The sequence below is a fragment of the Bacillus oleivorans genome (genome assembly GCF_900207585.1).
Taxonomy (GTDB): Bacteria; Bacillota; Bacilli; order Bacillales; family JC228; genus Bacillus_BF; species Bacillus_BF oleivorans.
The window spans coordinates 405,199-424,293 of sequence record NZ_OAOP01000004.1 but is presented as its reverse complement, the minus strand read 5'-3'; the positions used below and the strand labels follow the sequence as shown (position 1 = coordinate 424,293).

General features: G+C 39.5%; 18 protein-coding genes and 2 riboswitches. Of the genes, 7 read left to right on the top strand and 11 right to left on the bottom strand.

Annotated features, from left to right (window positions below; all coding sequences use genetic code 11):
• Positions 1-127 precede the first annotated feature (127 nt).
• A complete protein-coding gene (locus tag CRO56_RS11605; RefSeq protein WP_097158787.1) occupies positions 128-502 on the bottom strand; it encodes an SLAP domain-containing protein in 375 nt (124 codons plus the stop codon).
• A 143-nt stretch (positions 503-645) separates the two neighbouring features.
• Here CRO56_RS11605 and CRO56_RS11600 point away from each other — a divergent pair, with 143 nt between their 5' ends.
• On the top strand, positions 646-852 hold the full coding sequence (locus tag CRO56_RS11600; protein WP_097158786.1) for a gamma-type small acid-soluble spore protein: 207 nt from the start codon (positions 646-648) through the stop codon (positions 850-852).
• 184 nt (positions 853-1,036) lie between these two features.
• Here CRO56_RS11600 and CRO56_RS23230 read toward each other — a convergent pair whose 3' ends face one another.
• From CRO56_RS23230 to CRO56_RS11585, 3 genes are all read right to left on the bottom strand, one after another.
• Entirely contained in the window at positions 1,037-1,435 is a 399-nt protein-coding gene (locus CRO56_RS23230; RefSeq protein WP_245855803.1) for a hypothetical protein, read from the bottom strand.
• A 377-nt stretch (positions 1,436-1,812) separates the two neighbouring features.
• The gene (locus tag CRO56_RS11590) at positions 1,813-2,370 is read right to left on the bottom strand and encodes a hypothetical protein (protein ID WP_097158785.1); all 558 of its coding nucleotides are present in this window, start codon (positions 2,368-2,370) and stop codon (positions 1,813-1,815) included.
• 132 nt (positions 2,371-2,502) lie between these two features.
• Positions 2,503-3,750: a YeeE/YedE family protein gene (locus tag CRO56_RS11585; protein ID WP_097158842.1), complete on the bottom strand. Its 1,248-nt coding sequence runs from the start codon at positions 3,748-3,750 to the stop codon at positions 2,503-2,505.
• A gap of 864 nt (positions 3,751-4,614) precedes the next feature.
• Between CRO56_RS11585 and CRO56_RS11580 the strand changes: the two genes are divergently transcribed.
• Positions 4,615-5,547, top strand: coding sequence for a Gfo/Idh/MocA family protein (locus CRO56_RS11580; protein WP_097158784.1), 933 nt, complete (start codon positions 4,615-4,617; stop codon positions 5,545-5,547).
• 216 nt (positions 5,548-5,763) lie between these two features.
• Entirely contained in the window at positions 5,764-6,315 is a 552-nt protein-coding gene (locus CRO56_RS11575) for a ribonuclease H-like YkuK family protein (RefSeq protein WP_097158783.1), read from the top strand.
• 51 nt (positions 6,316-6,366) lie between these two features.
• Here the strand turns inward: CRO56_RS11575 and CRO56_RS11570 are convergent, their stop codons facing one another.
• Together CRO56_RS11570 and CRO56_RS23225 are read right to left on the bottom strand one after the other, a co-directional pair.
• Positions 6,367-6,984, bottom strand: a complete 618-nt coding sequence (locus tag CRO56_RS11570; protein ID WP_097158782.1) for a hypothetical protein — start codon at positions 6,982-6,984, stop codon at positions 6,367-6,369.
• A gap of 69 nt (positions 6,985-7,053) precedes the next feature.
• A complete protein-coding gene (locus CRO56_RS23225; protein ID WP_097158781.1) occupies positions 7,054-9,840 on the bottom strand; it encodes a hypothetical protein in 2,787 nt (928 codons plus the stop codon).
• A gap of 457 nt (positions 9,841-10,297) precedes the next feature.
• Between CRO56_RS23225 and CRO56_RS11560 the strand changes: the two genes are divergently transcribed.
• Positions 10,298-12,253: an aconitate hydratase gene (locus CRO56_RS11560; protein ID WP_097158780.1), complete on the top strand. Its 1,956-nt coding sequence runs from the start codon at positions 10,298-10,300 to the stop codon at positions 12,251-12,253.
• A gap of 30 nt (positions 12,254-12,283) precedes the next feature.
• Positions 12,284-12,460, top strand: coding sequence for a hypothetical protein (locus CRO56_RS22895; RefSeq protein ID WP_179714260.1), 177 nt, complete (start codon positions 12,284-12,286; stop codon positions 12,458-12,460).
• Positions 12,461-12,724: 264 nt separating this feature from the next.
• Here CRO56_RS22895 and mscL read toward each other — a convergent pair whose 3' ends face one another.
• Positions 12,725-13,081 (bottom strand): large conductance mechanosensitive channel protein MscL, encoded by a 357-nt coding sequence (gene mscL / locus CRO56_RS11550; RefSeq protein WP_097158779.1) that lies wholly within the window; start codon positions 13,079-13,081, stop codon positions 12,725-12,727.
• A 509-nt stretch (positions 13,082-13,590) separates the two neighbouring features.
• On the opposite strand from mscL, the gene CRO56_RS11545 reads away from it, so the two are divergent.
• Together CRO56_RS11545 and CRO56_RS11540 are read left to right on the top strand one after the other, a co-directional pair.
• Positions 13,591-13,836, top strand: a complete 246-nt coding sequence (locus CRO56_RS11545) for a hypothetical protein (protein ID WP_097158778.1) — start codon at positions 13,591-13,593, stop codon at positions 13,834-13,836.
• Positions 13,837-14,059: 223 nt separating this feature from the next.
• Positions 14,060-15,361 (top strand): MFS transporter, encoded by a 1,302-nt coding sequence (locus CRO56_RS11540; protein ID WP_245855801.1) that lies wholly within the window; start codon positions 14,060-14,062, stop codon positions 15,359-15,361.
• A gap of 102 nt (positions 15,362-15,463) precedes the next feature.
• Here the strand turns inward: CRO56_RS11540 and CRO56_RS11535 are convergent, their stop codons facing one another.
• Genes CRO56_RS11535 through CRO56_RS11520 form a run of 4 tightly spaced genes read right to left on the bottom strand, consistent with a single transcriptional unit; the run spans position 15,464 to position 18,515 of the window.
• Positions 15,464-15,997: a 1,2-dihydroxy-3-keto-5-methylthiopentene dioxygenase gene (locus CRO56_RS11535; RefSeq protein WP_097158776.1), complete on the bottom strand. Its 534-nt coding sequence runs from the start codon at positions 15,995-15,997 to the stop codon at positions 15,464-15,466.
• A gap of 15 nt (positions 15,998-16,012) precedes the next feature.
• On the bottom strand, positions 16,013-16,633 hold the full coding sequence (locus tag CRO56_RS11530) for a methylthioribulose 1-phosphate dehydratase (RefSeq protein WP_097158775.1): 621 nt from the start codon (positions 16,631-16,633) through the stop codon (positions 16,013-16,015).
• Positions 16,630-17,295, bottom strand: a complete 666-nt coding sequence (locus CRO56_RS11525) for a 2-hydroxy-3-keto-5-methylthiopentenyl-1-phosphate phosphatase (protein ID WP_097158774.1) — start codon at positions 17,293-17,295, stop codon at positions 16,630-16,632. Before CRO56_RS11525 ends, CRO56_RS11530 begins: the two co-directional genes overlap by 4 nt.
• Complete coding sequence (locus CRO56_RS11520) at positions 17,295-18,515, bottom strand: 2,3-diketo-5-methylthiopentyl-1-phosphate enolase (protein ID WP_097158773.1); 1,221 nt, start codon at positions 18,513-18,515, stop codon at positions 17,295-17,297. The genes CRO56_RS11525 and CRO56_RS11520 overlap by 1 nt, the downstream gene beginning before the upstream one ends.
• 114 nt (positions 18,516-18,629) lie before the next feature.
• Positions 18,630-18,736: riboswitch (SAM riboswitch) on the bottom strand.
• Between the two features lie 165 nt (positions 18,737-18,901).
• Positions 18,902-19,061: riboswitch (SAM riboswitch) on the top strand.
• Positions 19,062-19,095: the final 34 nt, after the last annotated feature.

Here is a 19,095-nt window from a genome sequence, read left to right as displayed (position 1 = left end):
CATGTATGATTTCGATTTTTGAAAAGCCATGAGTTTATTGCACAAATCCCGGCAGGTTTCAATTCGGTCATCAGGTAATAATTCAAATCTAAGATTCATTTTTTCACTCCTTTGTTTCTCGTAAATTTCAGATCAACTCTAGATAACCTGTTTCAAAAGTTTGTTTACGTAAACTTTCAATAGGAAAAATAAAAGTCCAGGGCATGCTTGTTTCAGGTTCTATGACTAATGCTGAAAAGGTAAATGTATGCTCTGCTACTATTTCTGTGTTCTCTACATACCGGAGTTTTTTATAGTGAAATGATAAGGGGTGTTTACTAAAGTTTTGAACAAGCACAGTTGCTAATAATTCTCCCTTATGGTTCACCGCCTGCCATAAAGGTGTAAATTCGATACTGGTATGCTTCGAAAGACTGGTCATCTGAAAAACATATTCAATTCTTTTTCGATCTTTTACAGAAATGGTTTTATCCCATGAAGATTCATACTTAAGCGTCTGCATCCAGCCTCACCTCGTTCCTACGTTTATCTATATTCTATCATTTGTCCTATTAAATAGCAGTGGATCTTCCTCGAGCCTCTTAACTCTAATAAAAAATCCCCAACAAGAGAAGATTAAGAAGAAAAGAAAAAGAGGTGATCAAAATGAATGATACTAACGGTCATAAATCTGATCCATTTACAGTTGTCGGAACAAATATTGATGAAGTTAAAAGAAAAAATGCCAACTCAGGCATGTCTTATAACGAAGTAAAGCAATGGCTCGCAAAAACAACGGGAGGACAGGGAACGTCTGTTTTTAGTGACACCGATGTTGAGGAAGTTAAGAGGAAGAATCAAGACTTGAAGTGAAGCTTTCGCGATTTAATCAAACGTTTGATTAAATTTTTTGGGTGAACTCCCTTGTCGTTTAATCAAGAAAAAAATGGGACGGTTCTCTTTTTCACCAAATACCTTTATAAATAAACAAATCCCGGCGGAATTACCATAATCCGCGGGGATTGTTTATATGAACTATTCCGCGTCCGGTTCTTCTTTATTTACCTCCGCCTTGTTCAGAGATTGATTTGATTATGCTATTTAGTAATACGCTATCTCTTACCTTAATTCCTTGTTGTCCGCCTGCTTCATCATTATTGTTTCCAGCAATACCGCTTCTTCCGTTTCCATTTGCGAAATTTGATTGATTATTGGACGTAGAACTGCGGTTGCTAGCGTTTTGTCCGCCTTGATTGGCGTTCATGCCAACATTCCTGAGGATTTGTCCGCCTCCCTCGGCTCTTTGTTGAATATTAATCCTATTGTCTTCAATATTTATGTTGTAATAAATATTGATATTTATTACTGTACCTTCACTATTGGGATTTTCTGATCGTGGCGTTAATACTTTTTCGTTGTAGTAAATATTTGTGGGTTTCTTGCGAGCTTTCGACATCTGAGATTTTATCTCCTTTCCTTTCGAATCATAGATCCTAAATCTGAAAACTCATACTCTAGGAAGTAAATCACTATATTACTATAGTATGATTCTTATTCTAAAGGGGAGGGGTCATTGTCTGCTCACATTGAACCATTTAATAGTAGACTCTATGGCAGGAATTCCGATTTTAAGCTCGCCAAAAGGGATGTATACCGTGAAAACGGGAATAGGACGAGAGTTTGTTGTTCCATTTAACTGTAATAAAGATAATTTGTGCACTTAGCGGTTTAGGAATGTAGTGCCTGATCCCGATTTGTTACCTTACAACGTACGGGGGTCAGGCACTATAGTTATAACTAGTAATTTGCAAAAATTGATTAATGACCTTCATTTTACCCCGCCATCTTTAAGAAACTTTTTTCCATAAGTTCTAAGTGATACAAGTACAGCTTTTCATAGTATGCATGTGTATTTACGTTAATATATTCATACTTTTTTGCGAGTTTCAAGAAGGTGGCTGCAAGCCTTCCATGATATTGCCACATAGTCCACGGACCCTCATTTTTAAAGAGTTCGTTTTGCTGTATTTTTAGGAAGCTTTCCTCTAATAACTGCACATGTCTGAGGAATTTTTGATAAAAATAAATATGCAATTGGGGGTTTGAAAATTTATATTTATCGGCGAGAAGCATGTAAGTTGAAGACATGACTCGTTGGTAGTCTACCGGATTTTCAAATTTTGAAGCAATGTACTGTTTATAAAAAGGAATATGCTGCTGTAACGCATCAAATAATTGCTCCATTTTTTGCAGGTGTGCTAAGTACTGTATGCCATGCTTATGATGTAATTCCCGATTGGTATATCGGTATTTATCAGCCAGCATATAGTAAGTGATAGTTAGATTTTCTTCATAAAACCAGTTTTCAAAAAGATGGTGATCCATACTCATTCTAAATAACGCCTCCCTAGAAGTACCAAAACTATAACAGTCTATGTGTAAGCCCAGGGATTTGTGCGATAAAGACAAAAAGGGACGGCTCTTCTGCTTCTAAGAAGCAGAAGAACCGTCCCCCTGTTTCATTTAACAAAACGAATCTTTTGAACTTGGGTTTTTCATTCCGAACAATGGACGAATCAATAGAGCAATAAAAGTGCCAAGGAGCGCCATGATCATCCAAACCCATCCGTGAAGGCTATAGGAAGAAATTCCTCCGAAGTAGGCACCAATGTTACAACCGAAGGCAAGTCGTGCACCATACCCCATCATGAGTCCGCCGATTATGGCAGCTCCTGCTACTCCTAGCTTTATCTTTCTTGGTTTAAACGTCCCTTGGAAAGATGCTGAAATAAAGGCACCTAACATAATTCCAAAGTTCATCACACTAGTAGAATCAGCTAATACTGTAGTCTTAAGAGCTTCTCCGTTTGCTCCTGAAAAATAACCCCAGCTTGAAACATCTACACCTGTGGCGCTTAAGAATTTTCCACCCCATAGCGCGAAAGCAGAAGTAATTCCCCATGGAGTTCCCCTAACTGTCAGGGTTAAAGCGTTTAGTACGGCTAAAATAATCGCTGCAGCAAACAATGGCCAAGATCCGCGCAGTACTTTTTTCCAGCCCGTTGTTGTCGGAAGAGGCTTGATCATTGGCGGATTTTTCTTTTTCGCAATCTTAACCGTAATCCAGTAAATAGCCGCAAATAATACCATTTGAATAGCCCATCCTCCAAAATAGCCAAGGCCAGTCGTTTCAGCCAAAGAAATCGGCGGGAGGGCAGGAGTGTTCATCCAGAATGTGAAGTGATATGCACCCAGTGTTGAACCTACAATAAAGGAGACAAGAGTTAAGAACATGGAAGAGGATCCTCCCCCTAGACTATACAAGGTTCCTGACGCACATCCATTGCCAAGCTGCATGCCAATTCCAAAAAGGAAGGCACCTACCAACACGCTTATTCCAACAGGTGAAACATACCCAGTTGGTGTAATGCCGGTAAAGCTAAAACCTGTACTCAAGATAATAGCAAATAAAGTCGATGCGATAGCCAGCATTAACATGTGAGCTTGTAGTCCTTGGGTATTTCCAACAGAAGCAAGCCTCCGGAATGCAGAGGTAAAGCCAAAGCGGGCATACAGTAAAGTTGCTCCAAGTAAAAGACCAATAATAAATAGTACACCCTGTGTCCAATTAGCCACTTGAACAATTGAGATTAATAGAATAAGAGATGCTAAAAATCCTACCGCGACTAATTTCTTTTGCATAGGACTTAGATCTGTGACATAGGTAGTGGATCTATGATTTCTTGATTCTTGATTTATTTGTGATGTCATATCTAATGTTGTTTGTGACAATTCATTCACCCCTTAACCGATAAATTTAGTCGGATTTTATGACTTACATATATTAATACAATTTAAACAGATAGTCAAATGAATGTGTCGGTAAAAAAAGGAAGTTTGATTTGAATCATATGAAACAAAAGAACCGTCCCTTTGTTTCAATATTTGGGACAGGTACACAGGGCGTTTTTGTTTATACCGGCATAATTTGAATTAAGGAAGGAGGATTTCAATGTCGAAGAAGAAGTATTCGGATAAAAAAGATTTAAACTGAGGTTGAGTATGAGCCCTCAAATACGTTTAATCCTATTTTTAAACCGATTTTTAATATTAATGTTTCATGTGCTGATGGTATCCCGCCAGAGCCTGCCGGGAGTACTTTTTTTACTCAAGTAGGTTCCAACACCTTTACAGCAACAAATATAGAATCTGTTTTTTGTACAACAAACGATAATCGGATTTTCCTAAATGTATCTGGGACTGGAACCGATGAAGAGGGGAATGAACTTGTTTTTAATGCAACTTTTGTTGAAAATCCTGACGTTGGAATAAGTGATTTAATTTCTTTTATATCTACAGGTTTTAATAATCTTGGGTTACCCGCAGGTTTCTCTTATAATCAAGTAGCTGTTCCAGGCAATCAGCTAACTGTTACACCTTGCCCCGATACTACGCCTTAAAACTCTTACGGACACAAGGGCGGGTTCCTGTTTCAAACAAGATCCTGCCCATACATTTTAAATTAACTAGGGTGGCAGGTGATATGTTACTTTATAAGTAGTGTGTTAAGGTATTGAGAGTATTGAATTTTTATATGCTAGGACCAGATTAAGACATATACGAAGAGGTGATTTCATGAAAGTAGGGATGATTGGGATTGGAGATATTGCTAAAAAAGCCTATCTTCCGGTATTAACTCAAATAAAAGGGATAGAGCTCCATGTATGTACTAGAAATGAAGAGACTTTAGCAGAAATTGCAGCAAAATATAAAATTAGGGATACATATACTAAAATAAATGAGTTATTAAATAGTGGAATAGAAGCCGCTTATGTACATTCTTCAACTGCCTCTCACGAGGAGATTATTGACCAGCTTCTCGATCACAATATTCATGTTTATATTGATAAGCCAATTACGTTCGATGGTGATTCGTCTGAAAGATTGATGCAAAAGGCGAGAAGCAAAGGTTTAATATTGATGGTAGGTTTCAATCGCCGGTATGCCCCACCCTATCAAAAGCTGAAGGAAATCGAGGATCCTAATCTGATCATTATGCAAAAAAATCGCAGCCATCTCGCAGCTGATCCCCGTACGTTTGTATTTGATGACTTTATCCATGTCATCGACACATTACTGTATTTGTTTCCATACCAAATTAACAACATCATGATACGCGGGAAGCAAGTGGATGGACTATTGCATCACGTAATTCTTCAGCTTGAAGCAGAGCAGGGAACAGCAATTGGAGTAATGAATCGTGAAGCAGGGACTACTGAAGAAAAAGTGGAAGTAATGAGTCGTCATGAAACAAGAATTGTGAAAAATGTAAACGAGATTTACACACATAAAGAAAAGCAAATTTTAGATCATGGGTATAACGACTGGGAGCCTATGCTCCATAAAAGAGGATTTTACGGAATCATCACGGCTTTCTTAGAAGCGGTAAATAATGGACCAGAATCTTACAACGGTTATGACCGAGATATTCAAGCACACCTTATAGCTGAAAAAATTGTCCAAACCCTTAATCAGTGTGAACGAAGGGGCGGTTCTTCTGTTTCTTAGAAACAGAAGAACCGCCCCTTCGTTCCATTCTCACCCCTCTTACAAGCGTGAATAAAATATAGAACCGCTTCATTTTCTCCTTAACATCCTTTTCAAATTGTAAACTTTCTATATGTTTTTTATGAACTCGTACATTCCTCTTTTAATTTTCCATATCTTAATAGTAGTGATAGCTTTGTGGAGAACTGTAAATGGGGCAGAAAACGACTAAAGGAGATGGAAGCACTGAAAGATACTTTCTTTGCTAACCGGCCGCTGACGTTTAAAAATTTAACAGATTCAAATTTAACCTTTGAGGATGTGTATTTTCGTATAGTTTCCTTTATGAGGCAGGAGCCAATGGGCAATTATAGGCTCATGATTGGAACCGATTCTCATGTCTATTCAAAAGAGACCATATTTATAACGGGCATCGTTATTCAAAGAGTAGGAAGAGGGGCATGGGCTTGCTATCGGAAATTGGTATATCCAAATCCTATCCGTAATTTACATCAAAAGATTTCAATTGAAACATCGCTAACCGAACAGGTTGCCTATATGTTTAACGATGAATTGAAAAATGAGCTAATCGATATTGTTCTGCCGCATGTTTATAAAGGAGCCAGTTTAACGATGGAGGGTCACTTGGACATCGGCAAAGGACAGAGGAATAAGACGAGGGAATTTGTGTCAGAGATGGTAGCGAGAATAGAGGCACATGGAATACAAGCAAAAATCAAACCAGACTCACTTGTAGCATCGAGCTATGCAAACCGGTATACAAAATAAACAAAGGACGGTTCTTCTGTTTCATTGAAACAGAAGAACCGTCCCTTTGTTTCATAGCAACTTTTTCCCAATTTCATACCAATCCCATAGACTTACTTCGGCTCCTGTGTCGTAAGGTACGCTTTTTTCTCTTTTGATTTCTTGTATTACATATTTCAAAGTGGAAACAATTCGTTTTTTTTCCGAGTGGTATAGTCCTTCTGCATACCCAAGAGAGATAGGAAACCATTCTGACACCATTTTTCCATAATGGATGGATTGCTCGTAATCCTCTAGAAAGAAATAGCAATAGCTGAGATTGTTGAAGAAAGACAGCGCGTTTGCCTGATTATTCTTATGTTCTTTTTCCAACATTGTTTTCAGCAGATCCTGTACCTCATCGTACTTTTGAATACTCTGGGCTTTCTGGCCAGCGATACGATAAAAATTGGCCTGAATAAGTTTAACACGCGCAAATTCTTTAGGATTATTTCTTTCAAATACAGAAATCAAATTTTGAATTCGACTGGCTGCTTCTAAAAAGTACGCTTTGGATTCCTCTTGTTTTCCCAAGTAAAATAAACATCTTGCATAAGCCTCATAATCTGACCAGGATTTGGGACCAACAGAATCTAGAAAATTTTTTTTCCAGTGCAATTTTTCGGCATCCACTTTTAAATCGTTCGTCATATAAACCTCTCCTAAGCTGATGACAGGAAAGGAGGGAGATTTCTCTCCCTTCCTCGCTGAAATCATTGATTATATATTGCGAATGATAATAAAGTCTATTGATTTGGTATCCTGTAATAGATTTTCTAGATATTCATCAATCTTCCTGCCTGCTTCAATGACAGACTTGGCCTGCCTTATACCTCCATAAACGACTGAACTATTATATGGAGCGCCGTTATCAATGATATCTTTTAACATATCATAGGCCTCTTTCTCTTCAGGTCTTATCGTGTTGTTGGCGATGGCTCTATCAAAGGCATCCAAGTACCTGTTTTGACTATTGACAGACAGCCATTCTCTGTCCAAATAATAGCGAAGAGTACCTCCCACATTGGATGCAAGTCGCGATCCTTTTTCCTTCCCATCGTTTAATTTTCCTTTTTCCGAGTATGACCCTTTTGCTTCAATGATCAATGGTTCTCCAGATGGGCTTTTCATAACAATATCAGGTCCTTGGGAAGTAAAGATGGTTTGGCCAATATCGCGCTGAGAGTATAATAGTTTGTAACCTAGCTGTTCATAGTACCAGATTGCTGCTTCCATAGCGAAAGCCTCTGCTCGTTTAGAACCATCCAAATAGGTGCCCCAGCGCTGTCTGATTTGACGGTTGATAATATTTCTTTGGGCGGCATCAAGTGTAATGTCACCTAATTTAACTCCTTTGAGATTGCTTATTTTTTTCAGGTCGTTACCATGTTTCCCTAGCTGTGCAATCATTTTATCAGAAGCACCCATTTTTCTTAGAGTGCTAGCCGCTCCATCAGATAGTTCGTCTAATAATCTAGGCAGAATCGACGGATTGTCACCAAATTCATCGATTGCCATGCGGAAGGCTTTAGGGATATTATCTTTCGTGCGTTTAGCAAATTCTATGATTTTGGCAACGGTTTTTCCTGCATCCCCTACAACTGGAATAATTCCGGCAGCGGCTAATAGACCGTCGGCAATATCTACTTGGGTCAGGTTAGCGACTAAATCAACAATATCCCCATACACAAGGTAGCCTGAAACAAGCTGTCCGATTAAATAAGGAATTGAATTGAATGTTTCCTCATCCATCCATCCCCAATCAACAAAGGTTTCGCCGAATTCATTGACGGAAGCCCCGAGCAGGACTTCTTGGACATAATCAGTCCAGACCTTGTCGTACAAATCTGGGTCTGTTCCCTGATTATACTCCTCAAGATCGTTATAAGAATCTCCGTCCGCATTGCCATCATACGGATTAGATCCGATATCTGCTTCAATTCCGTCATTCAGTCCGTCGGAATCTGTATCTGGGAAGTAAATAAAAGTACCATGTGATAATTCTTCAAGGTCTGTTAATCCATCACCGTCAAAATCAGCTTCCTCATCCTCATTTGTAATGTGGTATGAATCATCTGATTTTACAAGATCTATTTTTTGGCTGGTTGGTGATTCTGGCGTGTAGATTAATGTGAAGACAGAAAATTGGTCCGTTTCCGCCAGAATATAGCCGTTTTCTATATCTGCTTCTTGATCTTCAAGCTGAGTAAATATATGGTTTTCTTTATCATAAATATACATTTTGATATTTTCAAAGTCACCATTCGGGATATCCTCTTCATTGAATGGAATTTTAACTATTGCTTGTTCAAATTCCTTTTCAACCGCAATATCTACAAACCCTGACATTGCCCCAGGCACTTCTTGAAACATAGCATAATCGGATACATTTCTCATTTTGACATAAGGGGATAGGTCTCCTTCTGCTGTGAGTTCAAGAATGGCTCCAGACTGACTTTCAGTAAAGGTTTGTGGGTAACTCTCTAGGCCGTCGTAAAGACGGTCATGGTCCGAATCTTTATTGTGCGGATCTGTACCGACTTGATATTCACCGAAATCATTTAAGCCGTCATGGTCGGTATCCTTCAATAAAGGGGACGTACCAAATTCCTCTAATTCAATCTGATCCTCTAACCCGTCCGAATCAGAATCTGCCAAGACAGGATCCGTTCCAGCTTCTTGTTCCTGAAGATTCGTTAAACCGTCTTGATCCGTATCCTCCTGACCATCTGATGTGCCGTTTTTATTCGTGTCTTTGTCGAGCGGGGACGTATATTGTTTTATAATTTCAAATCCATCTAGCAACCCGTCCTGATCCGTATCCTCCGCATCTTTGTTTGTACCTAGCTTTTCCTCCACCATATTGGCTGCGCCGTCGCCGTCTGAATCAAGAAGCTGTTTGGCTTTTTCTTTGAGTTCCTGGGCGCTAATCCATGATTTTTTGTAAAAATGGACAGATTGTTCCCGGTTGTTTTTATGTTCAAAGTCTAACCCTTTTTCATAATCTTTATGGGCTTGTTCTAAAAGCTTTTTATCCTTGTTCGAAAATAGGTCGATATTTTCGTCAAGTAAAGCTAATAATTCTTTTGTCACCATTCTGTTTGCTGAAATTACTGTGTTAATGACTTGAGTCTTCTCCTCTGAGGTAATGTGCGGATTCGCCTCAAGGATGCCTAATGCATTCTTACTGTGGTCAAAAAACGTTGCGGTCTTTATTGCATTATTTGTTTCAAAATTGCCGTCCACTGCAGCCTGTAACTCAAACAGTGCATATTCCACCCGTTTGTTATTTTTAGGTGGATCCACTTCAGGGAAACTTTGGATTTGTTCCATTGCTTCTGCCATTAGCTTTTTGACATTTTGCTCAGACGGCTCAGTAGCATTTGCTAGCTCTGAAATAATGGACATTTTCTTTTGACTTTCTTTTGCTGCAGAAATACCTGGAAGCATAGCTGATATGACTAAAACCAACACAAGCAGCCAATACATAGATACTTTACCTTTCAAATTTCTCCCTCGCTTTCTATTACTATTAATTTAAAAACACATAAACCATCATAATTGATAGGAATTTCTAAAAAAAGGGAATATCCAACTATTTTTCCCATTAAATTTCCAGTGAAATTTGACATATATTGTATTAACGATTCAAAGCAGACTCCATATGTCAACAGGAAAAAAAGATTAGTTCCTATAACAACAAACGGGTCCTAACCCCCAGAACGTTAATCCATAAACGCTTTGGGGGTCAGGACCCGTTTAAACTAATGTACCATTTAATGAATGGCTGATGTTTTTTGTTAAATAATCTTATTCAATGGAGTTGTGCTAAAACCGAAAAGCATCGTTCCTCCTGGTGCTAACAATTCTGCTACTGCATCAAATTATGTCGAGATCAAAAAGCATAGTATATTTCTATTTAACGCACAATAAAAGGGAATGGAAAATTTCAGGAGGTACATACATGGCATTGAATGTTACCCAAAAATTGATTAAGGCCCATCTATTATCTGGTGAAATGATTCCCGGTCAGGAAATCGGACTGAAAATCGATCAAACGTTAACGCAAGATGCTACAGGAACTATGGTTATGCTTGAATTAGAAGCAATGGGGCTAGAGTATGCGAAAACAGAGGCATCTGCACAGTATGTCGACCACAATCTTATTCAAGTAGACAGTAAAAATCCGGATGATCATTTATTTTTGCAAAGTGCTACGCGCAGGTTTGGAATGTATTATAGCCGGCCTGGGAATGGTGTAAGCCATCCTGTTCATATGCAGCGGCTCGCTAAGCCAGGAAAAACGTTACTTGGTTCTGACAGCCATACGTGTGCTAATGGCTGTATGGGAATGCTGGCAATGGGGGCAGGCGGTATTGATGTAGCAATGGCCATTGCAGGAGAACCATTTTATGTGAAAATGCCGAAAGTATGGGGAATAAAATTAACCGGTAAACTGCCGGATTGGGTGAGTGCAAAGGATGTGATTCTCGAACTGCTTCGCCGCCATGATGTAAAAGGTGGTGTAGGGCGAGTTATTGAATATTATGGACCTGGCCTAGAAAGCTTAACAGCGATGGATCGCCATGTAATCGCAAATATGGGGGCTGAGCTAGGAGCAACAGCTACTGTTTTTCCTTCTGATCAAGAAATTGGACGATTCCTAAAACAGCAGGGACGTAAAGAAGACTGGATAGAGTTAGCAGCCGATAAAGGGGCAAGCTATGATTTACATGAAGAAATCAATCTGTCTGAACTGGAACCGCTGATTGCCAAACCTTCAAGTCCGGGGAATGTAGTTCCGGTCAGGGAAGTGGAAGGATTGCCAATTTATCAATCGTATGTAGGGTCATCCGCTAATCCGGGATTCCGTGATTTTGCAATAGTTGCTGAAATCGTAAAAGGAAAAGAGGTTGCTCCAGGAATTTCTTTTGACATTAATCCAACGTCTAGGCAAATGTTAACAGATTTGGTCAAAGAGGGCCATATAGCAAGTTTGCTACAGGCTGGAGCAAGGCTTCATCAGGCAGGCTGTAATGGGTGCATTGGAATGGGACAAGCACCTGCAACTGGCAGAAACAGTCTGAGAACAACGCCTCGAAATTTCCCTGGCCGTTCTGGTACAAGAGAGGATAGTGTATTCTTATGCAGCCCTGAGACAGCAGCAGCTTCTGCTTTAAAAGGAGTGATTACCGATCCGCGTTCGTTGGATATGGATTATCCTAAAGTAAAAGAACCAGAAAAACCAACAATTGATTTAAATTTATTAGATGAGCCGCTTCCATACGAAGAGGCAAAGAAAGTGGAATTACACAAAGGCCCAAATATTGCATCTATTCCAAACATGGATGAATTGCAAGATAACTTAGAAGTTCCGATCCTATTGAAGATGGGAGACAATATATCAACTGATGAAATTTTAGCAGGCGGTGCTCGTGTCCTTCCTTATCGGAGCAATTTACCTGAAATCAGTAAGTTTGCCTTTGAGATTATTGATGACAACTATTATGACAATGCCATGAAAATACGGGACCAAGGCGGCCATGCCGTTGTAGGCGGTTTTAATTATGGACAAGGATCGAGCCGTGAACATGCTGCGTTAGCCCCAAGGTATTTAGGGTTAAGGGTTGCGTTAGTAAAAGACTTTGCCCGTATCCATTGGCAAAACCTTGTTAATTTTGGGATCTTGCCCGTTACCTTTGTCCATGAAGAAGATTATGACAAATTAGAGCAAGGGGATGTTCTTGTATTTACTGACTTGCGGAAAAAAATCCAGCAAGGCAATGAATTCAATATTAGTGTAAAAGGAAAAGGACTCGAGATTATGGTCCGTCACACTTTATCAGGACGGCAAATTGAAATGATGGTAAAAGGCGGCTTGATCAATTGGGTAAAAGATCGTCAAAAAAGTCATGCGTGATAAATGACGAAGTAAAAAGGAGGGGTGTCAATGGTGAATCGGGATACGGTTTGCAGAGCTTGTGAAGGAACGGGTATGCTGGCTGATGATGAATCCTGGCAATATAAATGTACAGTTTGTGGCGGAACTGGTCACATAAATCCTGGAGCCACTCCGGACCCGCCCAGATTTATTAATGTAGATGATAATAATCGAATCTTAGACTGATCCACAAAGACCTTCTGCATTTTGAAGGTCTTTTTTGTATCGGGCCATAAAGCCAATCTTGGCAAGCCAAAGCCTGAATACATGCTGAGCTCAGAAGGCGGATTGTATGAGGTGAAAGCTGTCAAGAAGCCAGTCAAAGAATAGAAATGGGTAACTTTTATTTGTTAAAACGAATTAAAGAAGCCTGAGATCATAGGGTTATCTTGTGATTACAGGCTTTTTATTGGCAAAACATTGGTATAAGATATGATTTACTGCAATTATTTATTTTCCATCTTTCAGCAAATCCCTAATTTCCCGCAATAACTCTTCTTTTTGATCGATAACGGGTGCTGCAGCTTCTTCCTTTTTCTTAAACCGGTTAAAGAAGCGAACGACCAAAAAAATTGAAAATGCAATAATGAGAAAATCAATGATAGTTTCAATAAAAACTCCGTATTTCACCGCATCGTAAGCAAGGTGGCTAAAATCTATTCCTCCTAACAATAACCCTACCATTGGCATAATGATGTCTTCAACGAGGGAAGTAACGATTTTGCCAAATGCAGTCCCAATTACAACCGCAATAGCTAGGTCCAATACATTTCCTTTTAATGCAAACTTTTTAAATTCTTGCCACATTGTAAGTTCCTCCGCAATCTTGTGAAATAAATTCTTGTAATTATAGAGTTGCCTAAAAATAATTTCAATAGATATTTTATACTGTAAACCTCATTTAACTTGTAAAAATATTTCCATTAATCAAGAGAAAGACATTGAAAATTAAGGAAATACAGTATACTATTAATAGTGGATATAGGGTTAATTGATAGAGCTCTAATCTGTTTATAAATCGTTTACTAATTAAAATCGCTATTAAATGTATAAAGGCAACGAGTTTCTAGAATAGATGAAAGCTAGAATTTAGGCCAAAATAAGAAGCAGGAAAACCTGCGCTTATTTTGGCTTTTCTATTTATATAAACAGATTTAGAGGAGGGATGGATGGTTAGATGAAAACAGACGAAATAAGACGTTTAAACAGTCTTCTTGAAAGATATATTGAGGCACATCTAGATAAAGATTTCTCTGTTTTATCAAAAACAGCAGACCCATTCTTTATCTGTAAACTTTTCTAATGACTCAGGGATTTTGGTTTTTGTTTTAGAGGAAGAAGCTGGTCTGAGCGCACCTCACCCAATTTCCTCATCGATTTATTTAATTGAAAGAATCGGGATCCTTATTCAAATTGAAAAGGCGTTAATCGCACACGGTTTTCAAAAAGAATTGCTATTCACAAAGGATGAGCTGGAAAAAATCTATTTTCACAGCGATGGAAGATTTGAGGGTATTTTTAATCAAACTGTTAGAGATATTTATTATTGCCTGGAACTTTAAAGAAGATAAATCTATGATGGTCTTTATTTTGAATTCGTAAGAATAGCGGTGACTGAAGGCCCAGATGGTCTTTTATTGGGATGTGCCCTATAGTGTACAAGGCATTAAAGCACTAAAAATCGGGCAATCTGACAAATATTTTTCACTATTCAAACCATTATTAGATTATACTGGTTACAGTTGAAGACTTGTGAGTTTAATTGGAATAGGCGGGTGTTACAGGATGTCTTATAAAATGGATCAGGCAGCGATATTAGGGGGTAATCCAGATTGGATTCAAAGTTACATAGATGATAAAGAGAAGCAGAAGAAACTGTATAAACGTACCTTGATAATTGTGGTCCTTTCACAAATTTTTGGTGGAGCGGGTCTTGCTGCGGGGATAACAGTGGGAGCCCTTTTGGCTCAGGATATGTTAGGTTCAAATAGTTATGCAGGGGTACCGACGGCATTGTTTACGCTTGGTTCGGCTGGAGCTGCTCTAGCTGTAGGACGACTTTCTCAGCATTTTGGGCGCAGGGCGGGGTTAGCTGCGGGCTTCTTAACGGGAGGAATAGGTGCGATCGGAGTCATTCTTTCCGCCGTAACTAGTAATATCATTCTGCTATTTGCTTCTCTATTAATCTATGGGGCTGGCTCAGCTACAAACCTGCAAGCACGCTATGCCGGGACTGACTTGGCAAATCCGACTCAGCGCGCAAAGGCCATTAGTATCGCGATGGTATCTACCACATTTGGAGCTGTTGCTGGTCCTAACTTGGTTGAGCCAATGGGTGAATTTGCTTTATTTATTGGAGTTCCTGCTCTGGCTGGTCCCTTTATACTTGCTGCGACAGCCTTTGTCCTTGCCGGCTTGGTCTTATTAGTATTTCTTTGCCCAGACCCGCTTGTTGTAGCGGATGCTATCGCTGCTAGACAGAGAACCGATAAAAGTAACGTTTCTGGAGCAGGGTCCGATCTATTTGCTGACAATAAACGGGGAATTGCGGTTGCAGCTACATTGATGGTTACAACTCAAATGGTGATGGTGGCAATCATGACAATGACTCCCGTTCATATAGGGCACTATGGACATGGTTTACGTGAGGTTGGAATCATCATAGGAATACATGTGGCAGCAATGTATCTTCCGTCCCTCGTAACAGGAATCCTAGTCGACAAATTGGGAAGAAATATAATGGCGATTGCGTCTGGTGTCACTTTACTAGCTGCTGGCGGCCTGGCAGCTTTTGCACCGGCTGAATCGATTTTCTATTTAACCATTGCACTAGCCTTATTGGGGCTAGGCTGGAATATTGGCTTGATTAGCGGCACAGCGATGCTTGTGGATGCAACGACTGCTTCCACTCGCGCTAAAACTCAAGGCTCCGTAGATGTCCTAGTTGCTTTGTCAGGAGCAACAGGAGGTGTCCTATCTGGTATTGTGGTAGCTCATTCGAGTTTTACAACTCTTTCACTGGCAGGGGGCATCTTTGCATTGCTTCTGATCCCGAGTGTGATGTGGTTTAACAGAACTGACAAATAAACATTCCAAATAAAATCGCCTAAAAAATCATAGAGTAGTATTTAAAGAGAGAAGTCCCAAGACAAAAATCATATGTCTTGGGACTATATCCTTTAAATGAGATTATGCATTTACATTTTCATCTGCATACACGGGTTCCCAGCCTGCCGCAGTAATGAACAGGCGGATGGCTACAACCTTTCGATCGTCAGATAGGGTAAAATAATGAAGTGTATTCTCAGGGACTGATATTAAGTCACCAGGGCTTAAATGAACTTCGAAAAAGCCCTCGTCTGCTCCTTTGATAATGAAAACACCATGACCGCTTACAATAAAGCGGACTTCATCGTCCGTATGATGATGCTTTCTTTCAAAGTTTTTCAAAAGCGCATCTAAATTTGGATTAGAATCGGATAATGAAATAACATCAGCCGACTTGTAGCCGCGACGTTCGGAAATGGAGTCAATTTCAGTTTTGAAGGCTTTTAAAATTTCTTCTTTTTCCTCGTCACTTAAATCAAACTTTTCACGAAGCTCTACAGGAAGCTGATTAATGTCCCAATATTCATAAATAACTCCTTGATCCTCCAAAAATGCAGCTACCTCAGTTTGTCCTGAAATGATTTGTTCGGTACCTTGAATTTTAATAGTTGCCATTTTAATCTTCCTCTCTTATTTAAAATTTTTAATTTGTAACAGGGTAATGCGATATTGAAATAAAAATTCGCATGCTTCTAATAGTTTTTTTGCTTCAAACCCATTTTTGCCCCATACCGTAATGCCATGGTTTCGAATCAGGACCGCTCCTTTTTCGCCAGTAACGTATGATTCAAATTCTTCGGCTAAATGTGGTATATGAGCATGATTTCGGATGATTGGAATAGAAAGAAGAGCATTCTCCTCCCACCTATCCAACGCCTTAATCAATTCCTGACCTTGAAAATCAACCTTGCCAGAATCCCCATAAACTTCCGAGATAACATTGTTTGCAACAGTATGAATATGGAGACTGCATCCAGCCGAAGTCCTGCTATATATGGAACAATGCAGTAACGTTTCAGCGGAAGGCTTTAAATGTGTTGCACTAATAGCTCTTCCTTTCGCATCAACAAGAAGAAAGTCCTCATCGGTTCGCTTTCTTTTGTCTTTGCCGCTAGCTGTGACTAGAAATTGTAACGGCTCATCACTCACTTTAATAGCTAAATTGCCGCTTGTTCCCATAAACCAATCTCTTACAGCCAGTTCATCTTTAATGTCAGCCAATTCATTCCACTTGGATGTAAATATACTCACACTCTCACATCCAATCGGTTTTGAATGATGTCAATACAGTCCTTGAATGTTTCGAAAGGTTCATAAGGAATGCCTAACTCTTCGCATTTTTTAATAAGGAAATCTCTTGCGATCACGACATCTGCCATCTTCGCTGCCTGAAGATCTGTGATCGAGTCCCCGATGACAATGTTCAAGTGGTTATCGGAAGACATTTTCCTGATAATAGATGGCTTACAGCAGCCGCAGCCTTTACTTGAACAGCTTTCATCACAAGAATACGGAAAGTTTATATGAATGTGATCTCCTGAAAAGTCTGCTTCATTACAGAAAATCCCTGCAAAAGGTGCAAATGGTTCCAGTAAGGGATAAACGAAAAAGTCGATGCCGCCACTTACAATATAAAGCGGTAAGCTTCTTGCTCTTGTAAACTCTACAAATTCACGAAAGCCCTCGCGAATTTGTGCATCCCTGATGACAAAGGAGATGATGTCATCTCTTTTAGAAGATGGGAGTAAAGAAAATAGCCTGCTAACTCCTTCAAAAATAGAAATCCGCTGGTTTAAAATATCTTCTTTAATGGCATCTGCTTCAGGCGGACCAAACTGATTCATGATATTGACAATATTATCTTTGTTCGTGATGGTTCCATCAAAATCACAAAAGATGATTGGTTGTTTCATTACGCTCCTCCCCATAATTCAAGGGCTTCTCTCAGCTCTATTTGTTCTATTGCAGCATCACTTAATGAAACCCCAGCTAACGCCGCAGCAACTGCTTGACGAAATGCCTTACCGCCTCCGGCTGCACCATGCGGATGTCCATGAACCCCGCCACCTGCGTTAATAATACAATCCTTTCCAAAGTCTTTAATCAAAAGCGGAACTAGACCAGGATGAATACCTGCGGAAGGGACAGGGAAAGCCTGCTTTAAGCTGGTTTCTTCCGTTAATTTTTCACCGATTGCTAGGGCAATCGATTTTTCAAGGGCGACGCTTCCGTATGGAGAAGGGAACAGCGAGAAGTCTGCCCCGGCATAACGAACTAATTTCCCTAGGACGAGCGATCCTGAAACACCATAAAAAGGTGAAGAAGTAAAAGCCCCGCTAAATGCCGGATGAGCCATAAGCGGAAGCCTGATTTCCTCATCTTCTGCTAATTCCTGCAGTACATCAAGACCATAGGAATGAACATTAAAGAGCAATGCATCTGCTCCAAGTTCTTTTGCTTTTCTGGCCTTATCTCTTAACTCGGATGTTCTTCCAGTCAAGTTAACAGCATAAAGGGTACGATGTCCGGTTTCTTCAAAAACTTCCTGTAATACTTTTTTAGACGCGAGAATTCGTTTTTCAAATGGAGTAAGAGGGTTTTCAAACAGAATTTCATCGTCTTTAACAAGGTCTACTCCACCTAAAGCTTGCTCCCTAAGCTGAGATGTTAAATAATCTAAATCCCTTCCGATCACACCCTTAAATATACTCATAACTAATGGGCGGTCTTGGATGTTTAGGATGCTCCTGATTCCTTCAATCCCAAACTGGGGGCCAGGGAAACTTTGAAGCAACTTTGGAGCAAAAATTAAATCTTGTAATTTGATTTCTCCGTCTAATGACAATTTTCCAAAAACAGTGGTTAAAATAGCAGGAAAATCTGAAGAGAAATTTAAGCTTGGATAGGAAATCTTTACTTCAGCTTTAATTTCGTCCTTTTTATCTGGATGGACATCTGCTGGAAATTCTTGAATAGAAATAACTTGCCCCTTATGTTTTGCTAACTGATTTTGTTCTAAAAGGGGTAAATCAGTCCAAGAACCAACGGTTAACCCTAGTGCAATTCCTTCTGCTTTTTTCTCAAAAGAACCTGTCTTCCCATAAATTTGATAGGAAGCGATAACTTCACTCATCATTTGCCTCCTTTCTTTGCATTACTCAAAATTTACCTGAGGCGAGGGAGCGCAGACTGAGCGAATAAAAAATAAAAACCTCTTCAAATAAGAAGAGGTTTATTGTTTACCAGCTTCTTATCTCTCAGCTTCGCGCTGCAAGAATTAGCACCGTGTCCTAAAATAAGGATCGGTTGCCGGGTTTCATAGGGCTTGGTCCCTCCACCTACTCTTGATAAGAAATAAATTTAGTTTTAAAAAAATCTTAATTTGTATTATACACCGATTGAAAATTATGTCAATATAGATTATTTTTAATTTAGAAAAAATAATTGACATTCACTACAGAACGATGCTAACATTTTGCTCATGTAATCCAAGTAATCATAATTAAATATTTTTAAGTACTCTTATCAAGAGCAGGCGGAGGGAAATTGGCCCGATGAAGCCCAGCAACCGACCGTAATACCGTTGTGAAACGGGGCGCATTTTTTGACTGCGCCAGGAGAAATCCTGTAAGGCACGGTGCTAATTCCATTCAGAAAGTGAATTTCTGAGAGATGAGAGGCGAAGAAGATTTTTCTTAAGCCTCTTTCATTTG

Bases quoted from the DNA above. Each gene is read 5' to 3' on its own strand.
- CRO56_RS23230 (WP_245855803.1), bottom strand. From the start codon at position 1,435: ATGTCGAAAGCTCGCAAGAAACCCACAAATATTTACTACAACGAAAAA.
- CRO56_RS11535 (WP_097158776.1), bottom strand. From the start codon at position 15,997: ATGGCAACTATTAAAATTCAAGGTACCGAACAAATCATTTCAGGACAA.
- CRO56_RS11580 (WP_097158784.1), top strand. From the start codon at position 4,615: ATGAAAGTAGGGATGATTGGGATTGGAGATATTGCTAAAAAAGCCTAT.
- CRO56_RS11605 (WP_097158787.1), bottom strand. From the start codon at position 502: ATGCAGACGCTTAAGTATGAATCTTCATGGGATAAAACCATTTCTGTA.
- CRO56_RS11570 (WP_097158782.1), bottom strand. From the start codon at position 6,984: ATGACGAACGATTTAAAAGTGGATGCCGAAAAATTGCACTGGAAAAAA.
- CRO56_RS11600 (WP_097158786.1), top strand. From the start codon at position 646: ATGAATGATACTAACGGTCATAAATCTGATCCATTTACAGTTGTCGGA.
- CRO56_RS22895 (WP_179714260.1), top strand. From the start codon at position 12,284: ATGGTGAATCGGGATACGGTTTGCAGAGCTTGTGAAGGAACGGGTATG.
- CRO56_RS11540 (WP_245855801.1), top strand. From the start codon at position 14,060: ATGTCTTATAAAATGGATCAGGCAGCGATATTAGGGGGTAATCCAGAT.
- CRO56_RS11590 (WP_097158785.1), bottom strand. From the start codon at position 2,370: ATGAGTATGGATCACCATCTTTTTGAAAACTGGTTTTATGAAGAAAAT.
- CRO56_RS11560 (WP_097158780.1), top strand. From the start codon at position 10,298: ATGGCATTGAATGTTACCCAAAAATTGATTAAGGCCCATCTATTATCT.
- mscL (WP_097158779.1), bottom strand. From the start codon at position 13,081: ATGTGGCAAGAATTTAAAAAGTTTGCATTAAAAGGAAATGTATTGGAC.
- CRO56_RS11585 (WP_097158842.1), bottom strand. From the start codon at position 3,750: ATGACATCACAAATAAATCAAGAATCAAGAAATCATAGATCCACTACC.
- CRO56_RS11520 (WP_097158773.1), bottom strand. From the start codon at position 18,515: ATGAGTGAAGTTATCGCTTCCTATCAAATTTATGGGAAGACAGGTTCT.
- CRO56_RS11525 (WP_097158774.1), bottom strand. From the start codon at position 17,295: ATGAAACAACCAATCATCTTTTGTGATTTTGATGGAACCATCACGAAC.
- CRO56_RS11575 (WP_097158783.1), top strand. From the start codon at position 5,764: ATGGAAGCACTGAAAGATACTTTCTTTGCTAACCGGCCGCTGACGTTT.